7 protein-coding genes are annotated in these 8,998 nt (G+C 71.3%); 4 read left to right on the forward strand and 3 right to left on the reverse strand.

Annotated features, from left to right (window positions below; genetic code table 11):
* Nucleotides 1-296: hotdog fold thioesterase (locus PKD06_RS11660; RefSeq protein WP_324380352.1), on the reverse strand; the 296-nt coding region annotated here is incomplete at its 3' end.
* On the reverse strand, nt 293-1,066 hold the full coding sequence (gene paaG, locus PKD06_RS11665) for a 2-(1,2-epoxy-1,2-dihydrophenyl)acetyl-CoA isomerase PaaG (RefSeq protein WP_324380353.1): 774 nt from the start codon (nt 1,064-1,066) through the stop codon (nt 293-295). The genes paaG and PKD06_RS11660, both read right to left, overlap by 4 nt.
* An 88-nt stretch (nt 1,067-1,154) precedes the next feature.
* Between paaG and PKD06_RS11670 the strand changes: the two genes are divergently transcribed.
* Entirely contained in the window at nt 1,155-4,238 is a 3,084-nt protein-coding gene (locus PKD06_RS11670) for an efflux RND transporter permease subunit (protein WP_324380354.1), read from the forward strand.
* 11 nt (nt 4,239-4,249) lie between these two features.
* Here the strand turns inward: PKD06_RS11670 and PKD06_RS11675 are convergent, their stop codons facing one another.
* The gene (locus PKD06_RS11675; protein WP_324380355.1) at nt 4,250-5,332 is read right to left on the reverse strand and encodes a hypothetical protein; all 1,083 of its coding nucleotides are present in this window, start codon (nt 5,330-5,332) and stop codon (nt 4,250-4,252) included.
* 173 nt (nt 5,333-5,505) lie between these two features.
* On the opposite strand from PKD06_RS11675, the gene PKD06_RS11680 reads away from it, so the two are divergent.
* The 3 genes from PKD06_RS11680 to argE form a co-directional block, all read left to right on the forward strand.
* Nucleotides 5,506-7,311 carry an ATP-binding cassette domain-containing protein gene (locus PKD06_RS11680; RefSeq protein WP_324380356.1) on the forward strand — a complete coding sequence of 602 codons (1,806 nt, stop codon included), beginning with the start codon at nt 5,506-5,508 and terminating at the stop codon, nt 7,309-7,311.
* Between the two features lie 95 nt (nt 7,312-7,406).
* Nucleotides 7,407-7,799 carry a Co2+/Mg2+ efflux protein ApaG gene (gene apaG, locus PKD06_RS11685; protein ID WP_324380357.1) on the forward strand — a complete coding sequence of 131 codons (393 nt, stop codon included), beginning with the start codon at nt 7,407-7,409 and terminating at the stop codon, nt 7,797-7,799.
* Nucleotides 7,800-7,810: 11 nt separating this feature from the next.
* On the forward strand, nt 7,811-8,998 hold a 1,188-nt coding region (argE, locus tag PKD06_RS11690), incomplete at its 3' end, for an acetylornithine deacetylase (protein ID WP_324380358.1).

The following is an 8,998-nucleotide window of genomic DNA, read 5'->3' on the forward strand; positions in this document are numbered from 1 at the left end:
CGGCCCGGCCTCAGGAACGAGATCTGGCCATGCTGCGCGGCGGCCTTCTCGCCGCGCGAATTGCAGGCGAAGGCGAAGGCGGATTCGGCGAGGAGGAAGACGAAGCCGCCACGGGCCTCGCCGGCGCCGTTCGTCATGGCCTCGGTGACCGTCATGGCCACGGTGGCATAGCCCGGCCCGATATCGAGGAGCTGCAGGCCGAGCCCGGCGCCGGCGCGGTCCTGCGCCTCCATGGCCTCGGCCGAGGCGCGCGCCACCTCGTCGGGATCGGCGTCGGTCTCGACAGCGTCGCTCATGCCGGCCGCCCCGTGAAGCGGGCCGGACGCTTCCCGAGGAAGGCACTGACGCCTTCGCGGTAGTCGGGCATCGCGGCCGCCTCGTTCTGGAGGACGCGCTCCAGGTCGAGCTGGCGGTCGAGCGAGTTGCCGGCGGCGGCGTCGAGGGCCTTCTTGATGAGGGCGAGCGCCGCCGTCGCCTGGGTCGAGAGATGCGCGGTCAGGGCCTGCGCCTCGTAGAGCATCGTCTCGTCGTCGATCGCCTTCCAGATCAGGCCCCAATCGGCCGCCTGCTCGGCCCCGATCGCCTCGCCGGTCAAGGCGAGCGCGCGGGCCCGCGCATCGCCGACGAGGCGGGGCAGGAACCAGGTGCCCCCGCTATCGGGAACGAGCCCGATCCTGGCGAAGGACTGGATGAACTTCGCCGAGCGCGCCGCCACCACGATGTCGCAGGCGAGGGCGATATTCGCCCCCGCCCCGGCCGCGACGCCGTTCACCGCCGCGACGACGGGCTTCGCCATCGCGCGGATGCGGCGCACGAGCGGATTGTAGAATTCCCCGATCACGTCGCCGACGCCGTCCTTGGGGAGGGCCTCCAGGTCCTGGCCGGCGCAGAAGCCGCGCCCCGCCCCCGTGATCATCACGGCGCGGCAGGTCTCGTCCTCGTCGAGCCCGTTCAGGGCGGCGGCGAGGGCGCGGTGCATGTCGGCGTCGAAGCTGTTCAGCCGCTCGGGCCGGTTGAGCGTGACGAGGCTCCAGGCCCCCTTGTTCTCGACCAGGATCGGGTCCACGGGCGCCTCCGGCCTTTCGCGTGCGAAGCAAGTCCTGCGGTGCTTTAGCGCTGCCGCCCGATGCGGAAAAGCGCTAAGGGACGGCTGCGTGAATCCCTCCGAGCCCTTCATCAGGCGTCCCGTCGCCACGACGCTGCTCGCAATCGGCCTCCTGCTCGTGGGCTTCGTCGCCTATCTGTTCCTGCCCGTCGCCTCGATGCCGAGCGTGGATTTCCCGACCATCCGGGTCATCGCCTCGCGGCCGGGCGCCGACCCGGTGACCATGGCGGCGACGGTCGCCGCCCCGCTGGAGCGGCGCCTCGGCGCCATTGCGGGCGTCACCGAGCTGACCTCGATCTCCTCCCTCGGCTCGTCGACGATCGCGATCCAGTTCGATCTCAAGCGCAGTGCGGACGGGGCCGCCCGCGACGTCCAGGCCGCCCTCAACGCCGCCGCGACGGACCTGCCCTCGGACCTGCCGACCCTGCCCTATTTCCGCAAGGCCAATCCGGGCGCCTTCCCGGTCATGATCCTGGTGATGACGTCGAGGACCCTGCCGGCCTCGGCCATCTACGACGTCGCCGACACCACGATCGCCCAGCGCGTCGCGCAGGTGGAGGGGGTCGCCGAGGTGATCGTCAGCGGCGCCGAGCAGCCCGCCATCCGCGTCACGCTCGACCCCGCCCGCATGGCGGCGATGGGCCTGTCCTTCGAGGATGTGCGCACGGCCATCGCCGCGGCGAGCGTCAGCGCGCCGGTGGGCTCCTTCGACGGGCCGGACCGGGCCGTCACCATCGCGCTCAACGACCAGCTCACGACCCCTGAGGAATTCGGCCGCATCGTCGTGCGCTCGCGCCGCGGTGTCGTGGTGCATCTCGCCGACGTCGCGACGGTCGAGAGGGGCACCCGCAACAGCCGCTCCTCCGGCTCCTATAACGGGCTCCCGGCCGTAACCCTCCAGGTCACCCGGCAGCCGGGCGCCAATGTCGTCGAGACGGTGGACCGCGTGCGCGCCCTCCTGCCCGAATTGCGGCGCTGGATCCCGGCCGGGATCGACCTCGAGGTGATGAACGACCGCACGCTGACGATCCGGGCCTCGCTCGCGAACATGCGCGGCACGCTGGTCGAGACGATCGGCCTCGTGATGCTGGTCGTATTCCTGTTCCTGCGGCGCGCGACCCCGACCTTCGCGGCCGGCGTCACGGTGCCGCTCTCGATCGCGGGCACGCTCGCGGCGATGTGGCTCTTCGGCTTCACGCTCGACAACCTGTCGCTGATGGCGATCACGATCTCGGTCGGCTTCGTCGTCGACGACGCCATCGTGATGATCGAGAGCGTCCAGAAGCATCTGGAGCGCGGGCTGCCGCGGATGGAGGCCGCGCTCGCCGGCGCGCGCGACATCGGCTTCACGGTGATCTCGATCAGCCTGTCGCTGCTCGCGGCCTTCATCCCGCTCTTCTTCATGCCGGGCCTCATCGGCCGCTTCTTCCTGGAATTCGCCGCAACGCTCGGGGCGGCCGTGGTCGTCTCGACGCTCGTCTCGCTGACCGTCGCGCCGACGATCGTCGCGCACCTGCCTCATGGCCGCAGCCGCCGCACCTGGCTCGACCGGCTGGTGCTCGGCGGCCTCGGCGCCCTGACGCGCCTCTATGCCGGGAGCCTTGCGGCGGCGCTCCGCCATCCCTGGGCGATGCTGCTCGTGACCGTCGCGACGATCGGGCTCACCGTCCACATGTTCCGCACCGTCCCGAAGGGCTATTTCCCGCAGGACGATACCGGCCTCCTGATCGGCTTCACGCAAGCCTCGCCCGACATCTCCTTCCCCGCCATGGCGGCCTTGCAGGAGCGCGTGGCGGAGATGGTGCGTACCGATCCCGCCGTCGAGGGCGTGTCCTCCTCGGCGGGCTCGACGGGCTGGAGCGGCGCCGTCAACCAGGGACGCCTGTTCATCAGCCTGCGCGAGGGACGGCACGAGACCTCCCAGGTGGTGATCGCGCGGCTGCGCCGGGCGCTCGGCGGCATTCCGGGCATCCGCGCCTATGTCTTCGGCGCCCAGGACATCCGGGCCGGCGCCCGGCAGAGCAATTCGCAATACCAGGTCACGCTCCTCTCGCAGAGCGTCGGGGAGCTGGACGAATGGACCCCCAAGGTCCTCGAGAGGCTGCGCCGGGTCGAGGGGCTGACGGATGTCTCCAGCGACCGCGACCAGGGCGGGCTCCAGGCGAAGGTGAATGTCGACCTCAAGGCCGCCGCCCGCCTCGGCGTCGCCATCCAGGACGTGAGCGCGGCCCTGAACGACGCCTTCTCCCAGCGCCAGGTCTCGACCATCTACACCCAGCGCAACCAGTACCGCGTCGTGCTGGAGGTGGGCTCGCACCAGCGCGACGATCCTGGCGACCTGACCCAGATCTACGTTCCCGGAAGCGGCGGGACGGCCGTGCCCCTCTCGGCCATCGCGACGGTCGAGCGCGGGCTCCTGCCCCTCACGGTGAACCACCAGGGCTCCTTCCCGGCCGTGACGATCAGCTACAACCTCGCCGAGGGGATGGGGCTGGAAGCCGCCTCCCAGGCGATCCTCCAGGCCATTGCCGAGACGCATCTGCCGCCGGGGATCCGGGCGGAATTCGCGGGCGACGTCCGCGACTTCGCGGGGAATGCGGGCGCCTACGGGCTGCTCGTCCTCGCGGCGCTCGTGGCCGTCTACATCATCCTCGGGGTGCTCTACGAAAGCCTCGTCCACCCGCTGACGATCCTCTCGACGCTTCCCTCCGCCGGGCTCGGCGCGCTGATCGCGCTCCAGGTGAGCGGGCTCGAACTGTCGATCATCGCGATGATCGGGCTCATCCTGCTGATCGGCCTCGTGAAGAAGAACGGCATCATGCTGGTCGATGCCGCGCTCACCTTCGAGCGGCAGGGACATGAGCCGGCGCGGGCGGCGGTCGAGGCGGCGATCGAGCGCTTCCGGCCGATCCTGATGACGACCTTCGCCGCGCTCCTCGGGGCGGTGCCCCTCGCGGTTGCGACGGGGGTCGGAGCCGAGATCCGCCGGCCCCTCGGCATCACCATCATCGGCGGGCTGATCGTGTCGCAGCTCCTGACGCTCTACACGACGCCCGCGATCTACCTCCTGATCGGCCGCCTGCACAATCGCAGGCAGCGCCGGCGCGAAGCCGCCCTCGCCCCGGCGGAGTGAAGGGGCCGCGCTCAGCGCTCGCCGATATAGCCCTTCGGAGTGATCACTACCCATTGCCGGCCGCGGCGCTCGATGGCTTCGACCCGGCCGGCGCCGGGCAGGTTGTAGCCGACAGCGACGTCGATATAGCGGCCCGACCGGGTCTCGATGAGAGCGAAGCCGTCATCGTAGTCGCGCACCACGAAGCCGGCGAGCGGCGTCTTGCGCGGATCGAGCTTCTCGGCCGGCTTCGCCTCGCCGATGCTGCCCGTATGGGCGGGATCGGCATGGGACTCGGCAGCGGGCTTGGCCGGGGCGGGGCCGGGCTTGGCCGGCGGGATGGGAGCCGCCGCGACCTTCTCGCGCTTCTCGGCTTTCTCCGCCGCGGCCTGCCGGGCCGCCTCGCGCTGCCCGCGCTCGATCCGATCGAGCTGCTCGGCCAGCTTGGCAATGCGGCTCGCGCTGTCCTGGCCGGCCCGCTCGACGCGGTCCGAAAGCTGGGCCTGTTTCGCGAGGATGTCGCTCCGCGAGGCCGCGCGGTCGCCCTTGATCCCCTCGACGGCGCTCCTGATCGATGTCAGCTCGGCCGTGAGCTGTCCAAGCTGGCCATGGGCGTCGCGCAGATTCTGCGTGGCGGCTTCCAGGAGCTGCGCCGTCCGGCCCGAATCGGCGCCGCCGCGAGACGTCGCCGCCCCGATCCCGTAGCCGCCTCCCAAAGCGAGGACCAGAGCCGCCGCAGCCGCGGCCGGCATGCGGACAGCCCGTGCTCCGGCCGTCCAGGCCCTGACCCGCAGGACGGACGAAGCCGCGGCCTTCGCTGTTCCGGCGGGCTCGGCCGTCGGGGCCTTTGCGCCTTCGCTCTCCTCCGCCCGCGCGCAGGCGGCGTCCGATCCCGCGGGGATGGCCGCAGGAGCGGCGAGGCCAGCCTCTTCCGCTTTTCCTGTCTTCCCGGCCTCGGCGGGGATGCCTGTGCAGGTTTCGCCCGCTTTCGCCGCCTCGGCCGGAGGCGCGGCCTCGGCGCGAGGCGCGGCCTCGGCGTGAGGCGCGGCCTCCTCGGGTGGGGGCGAACCGGCCTCGGCGCCGCCGAGGATCGGGGACGTGAGCTTGCTGGTCATGGCCATTTCCGCAATTGCCTTCAGCAAGCGATAACCAAGCGCATTTACGAAACCGTTACCGTCGCGCCCCGCCGCCCCAGATGACCGCGGAGAGGTGACCCCGGAGGGCAGCCGCTCTATGAGGCGCCCATGCCTTCCCGCATGTGCCCCTTCCCGCCCCCGGCGAAAGCCTGATGGCCGCCCCTCCCCTCCTCGCCTTGCAGGGCATCGCGCTCACCTTCGGCGGCACGCCCCTTCTCGAAGGGGCGGACCTTTCGGTTGCGCCGGGAGAGCGCGTTTGCCTCGTCGGCCGTAACGGCTCGGGCAAGTCCACGCTGCTGAAGATCGCCGCGGGGCTCGTCGAATCCGATTCCGGCACCCGCTTCGTGCAGCCGGGCGCGACGATCCGCTACCTGCCCCAGGAGCCGGACATGGGCGGCCATGCCAGCGTCCTCGCCTATGTCGAGGCCGGGCTCGGCCCCGCCGACGATCCCCATCGCGCCCGCCGCCTGCTGGAGGCTTTGGGCCTCACCGGCGAAGAGGAGCCCGGCGCCCTCTCCGGGGGCGAGGCGAGGCGCGCGGCCCTGGCCCGCACCCTCGCGCCCGAGCCCGACATCGTGCTGCTCGACGAGCCGACGAACCATCTCGACCTGCCGACCATCGAATGGCTGGAGGGCGAGTTGCGGGGCAGCCGCTCGGCCCTCGTCCTCATCAGCCACGACCGGCGCTTCCTGTCGAACCTCACCCGCGCCACGACCTGGCTCGACCGGGGCCGGACGCGCCGGATCGAGCGCGGCTTCGCCGCCTTCGAGGCCTGGCGCGACAGCGTCTATGCCGAGGAGGAGGCGGAACGGCACAAGCTCGACCGCAAGATCGTGGCCGAGGAGCATTGGGTCCGCTACGGCGTCACCGCCCGGCGCAAGCGCAACGTGCGCCGCATGGAGGCGCTCCAGGCTTTGCGCGCCGAGCGCCGCACGGCGCGGCGCGCGACCGGAAGCCTCGCCGTCCAGGCCACCGAGGCGGATGCGTCCGGCACGCTGATCGTGGAGGCGAAGGACCTTTCCTTCGCCTATGACGGGCGCCCGATCGTGCAGGGCTTCGCCACCCGCATCCATCGCGGCGACCGCCTCGGCATCGTCGGGCCGAACGGGGCCGGCAAGACGACGCTGATCAAGCTTCTGACGGGCACCCTGGATCCACAGGGCGGCGCCGTGCGCCTCGGCACGGGGCTCGAGACCGTCACCCTCGACCAGCGCCGCGACAGCCTCGATCCCGACACGACCCTCGCCGAGGCCCTGACCGGCGGGCGAGGCGACACGGTCATGGTCGGCGGCCAGCCGAGGCACGTGGTCGGCTACCTGAAGGACTTTTTGTTCTCGCCCGAGCAGGCGCGCACGCCGCTCCGGGTCCTCTCGGGCGGCGAGCGGGCGCGGGTGATGCTGGCGCGGGCGCTGGCAAGGCCCTCGAACCTCCTCGTCCTCGATGAGCCGACCAACGACCTCGACCTCGAAACCCTCGACGTGCTGGAGGAGATGCTGGCCGATTATGCCGGCACGATCCTCCTCATCAGCCACGACCGCGACTTCCTCGACCGCATCGCGACCAGCGTCGTCGTGCCCGAGGGCAAGGGACGCTGGCTCGAATATGCGGGCGGCTACACGGACATGCTGGCCCAGCGCGGCCAGGACCTCGTCCGCGAGGCGCAGGCCCCGGCGCCGAAGGCCGCGAAGCCTTCCGCGGCGAGGACCGCCCCGGCCGAGCCGAAGCGGCGCCTCAGCTTCCACCAGCAGCATGCTCTGAAGACCCTGCCGGGCCGCATCGAGACGCTCGGCCGCGAGATCGCCGCCTTGCAGGGGAAACTCGCCGATCCCGCCCTGTTCACGCGCGATCCGGCCGCCTTCGGGAAGCTGTCGGAGGCGCTGGCGGCCAAGGGCGAGGAACTCGACGCCGCCGAGACGGAATGGCTGGAGCTGGAGATCCTCCGCGAGGAGATCGGCTGAGATGCCGTCCCGTCGTCCCGGCCGGCCGCGGCGACACCATTGACGAGGGCGGGCGCGCAGCCGTACCTCTTGCCCGGACTTCGGGCGGATACGTCATGTACAAGGCCGTGACCCGCGGCATCCGGGTGACCGTCGAGCCTCGCTTCGTCGAGGAGGAATCGCAGCCCGAGAAGGGCAAGTATTTCTTCGCCTACACGGTCGAGATCACAAACCTGTCGAGCGACCGCGTGCAGCTCGAATCGCGCCACTGGACCATCGTCGACGGCCTCGGCCGGTTCCAGCGGGTGAACGGGGCGGGGGTTGTCGGCAAGCAGCCGGTGCTCGGGCCCGGCGAGAGCTTCACCTATACGAGCGGCTGCCCGCTCACGACGCCGGACGGCACCATGCAGGGCTCCTACCTGATGCTGCTCGATACGGGCGAGGCCTTCAAGGCCGAGATCCCCGCCTTCGCGCTGGAAAGTCCCTTCGCGAAACACATCCTTCATTGACGGCCGCCCCCATGCCCCCCCTCACCCTGCTCGAGCGCCTCGTCGCGTTCGAGACCGACAGCCGGCTCTCGAACCTGAAGCTGATCGACTTCGTCTCCGATCACCTCGCCGGGCTCGGAATCGAGGTCTCGCGCCATCCGAACGAGGCGGGGGACAAGGCCGCGATCCTCGCGACCATCGGCCCGAAGACAGAGGGCGGGGTGGTCCTGTCGGGCCATACCGACTGCGTCCCGGTCGAAGGCCAGGAATGGAGCGGCGATCCCTTCCGGCTGCGCGTCGAGAACGGGCGCGCCATCGGGCGCGGAGCGGTGGACATGAAGGGCTTCGACGCGATCTGCCTCGCCGCCGTCCCCGCCATGCTGGAGGCCGGGCTCAGGCGGCCGATCCACATTCTCCTCTCCTATGACGAGGAGACGACCTGCCTCGGCTCCAACGACGCGATTCGCCGCTTCGGCCGCGACCTGCCCCGCCCCGCCGCCGCCATCGTCGGCGAGCCGACCGACCTCGCCGCGGCGGACGCCCACAAGAGCGTCGCGTCCTTCATGACGCGCGTCTTCGGCCACGAGGCCCATTCGGCCAAGCCCCAGCTCGGCGCGAACGCCATCGCCGCCGCGGCCGACCTCATGGCCGAGCTGAACCGCATGGCCGACGAGATGGAGGAGCGCGGCGACCCCTCGGGCCGCTTCGATCCTCCCTATACGACGATCCATGTCGGCCGGGTGGCGGGCGGCAATGCCCGCAACATCCTGGCGCGCGAATGCTGGTTCAACTGGGAGTTCCGCGGCCTGCCCGATCTCGATCCGAACGAGATCCCGGAGCGGTTCGAGGCGGCGTCCGAGCGCGTCCTGCGGGAGCGGCTGAACCGCCACGTGCCGCTCGGGCGGATCGAGACCGAGTGGCAGGTCCTCGTGCCGGGCCTGCGGCCGGAGCCGGGATCGGCTGCCGAGCGGCTCGTGCTCGGACTCACGGGCGCACCAGCCACGATCACCGTCCCCTTCGGGACCGAGGCGGGCCATTTCCAGGCCGCGGGCATCCCCACCATCGTCTGCGGCCCCGGCTCGATCGACCAGGCGCATCAGCCGGACGAATACATCACCCTCGACGCCTTCGCGGCGGCCGACGGCGTCGAGCCCCCCCTGAATCCCCGCATGTTCGGCCTACCCCCCGCCGGTGGGCCCCCCCCCACCCCACCCCCCCCC

Origin of the sequence: Enterovirga sp., assembly GCF_035325185.1 — a bacterium.
GTDB lineage: Bacteria > Pseudomonadota > Alphaproteobacteria > Rhizobiales > Beijerinckiaceae > Enterovirga.

Excerpts from the sequence above, each read along its gene's own strand:
- PKD06_RS11675 (WP_324380355.1), bottom strand. The coding sequence starts at position 5,332 with ATGACCAGCAAGCTCACGTCCCCGATCCTCGGCGGCGCCGAGGCCGGT.
- PKD06_RS11680 (WP_324380356.1), top strand. The coding sequence starts at position 5,506 with ATGGCCGCCCCTCCCCTCCTCGCCTTGCAGGGCATCGCGCTCACCTTC.
- apaG (WP_324380357.1), top strand. The coding sequence starts at position 7,407 with ATGTACAAGGCCGTGACCCGCGGCATCCGGGTGACCGTCGAGCCTCGC.